2 protein-coding genes are annotated in these 1,058 nt (G+C 62.3%); both read right to left on the bottom strand.

Annotated elements, in window-relative coordinates; translation table 11 throughout:
• The coding region (locus tag ASD69_RS22550) for a porin family protein (RefSeq protein ID WP_235567119.1) at positions 1 to 427 on the bottom strand (427 nt) is incomplete at its 3' end.
• Positions 428 to 664: 237 nt separating this feature from the next.
• Positions 665 to 1,058, bottom strand: a 394-nt coding sequence (locus ASD69_RS22545; protein WP_235567118.1) for an OmpA family protein, incomplete at its 5' end; no start/stop codon positions are given.

The following is a 1,058-nucleotide window of genomic DNA, read 5'->3' as shown; positions in this document are numbered from 1 at the left end:
CCTTGGCGGCCAGGTTGCCGTCTTCACGGCGGCCCGGCGAGTTCGGCGACGGGAACGCGTTGAACTCTTCTTCCGAACGCTGGTAGCCGATACCCAGCAGCGCGTACGGGTTCCAGTTGCGGCCTTCGGTGATGAAGTGGCGGCGGAAGTCCAGCGAGACGCCGTACTGGCTCCACGACAGGTCCTGGTCGGCGTCGAACTTCGGGTGCTGATAGTTCAGCTCGCCGTCGATCGACCAGGTCGGGCTGATGAACTTGCCCAAGCCCAGACCCAGGAACGGCGCGTTGCGCGTACCGCGGTCGTTGTCCTGAATATTCATACCGGTGGAACCGGTGATGTACCAACGGTCATCGAAATCCTGCGCGCTGGCCGCCTGGGCAAACGCCAAGCCCGCCAACAGTGCGGTGCTCAACAAACGGATCTTCATCTCTAACTCCTTCAGATCAGTAGGAACGGTTTGATTCACGGCGGAAACGCGTGACAGGGACCCGGTCTGGCACGGTCGCTCCGGCAGGCGGTCACTGGCGGGGCCGATCATACACTGTCAAGACGATTGTTAATACCACTTAACGTTACTTCTTAACAAAGGCACATAAACGAACGAAGCCCGGCACTAGGCCGGGCTTCGTGGGTCTTGCAGCGGGTTCCGGGGAACCCATCGTCCTTAGTTCTGGACGTTCAGCTCGGTGCGGCGGTTCTTCTCGCTCTTACAAGCCGGGAACGCCTGGCCCAGATCTTCCAGCGGACGGCTCTCGCCGTAGCCGTTCGGACCCGACAGACGCGCGGCGTCGACGCCGTTGCTGGTCAGGTAGTCGTAAGCGGCGCGGGCGCGACGCTCGGACAGGTTCTGGTTGTAGGCGTCCTTACCGCACTGGTCGGTGTGACCGGCGACTTCGACCTTCAGCTCGGGATAACGCTTCAGGATCTCGGCGGCTTCGTTCAGGATCGTCACCGCGTCAGGACGCAGCGTGGCCTTGTCGAAGTCGAAGTTCACGCCCTTCAGGTCGATCGAGACCGGCACCGGGCAGCCGTCCGGACCGATGGTCTGGCCAGCCTGC

It is taken from the genome of Lysobacter sp. Root604 (assembly GCF_001427505.1).
Lineage (GTDB): Bacteria > Pseudomonadota > Gammaproteobacteria > Xanthomonadales > Xanthomonadaceae > Lysobacter.
This window is presented reverse-complemented; position numbering and strand designations above follow the sequence as displayed.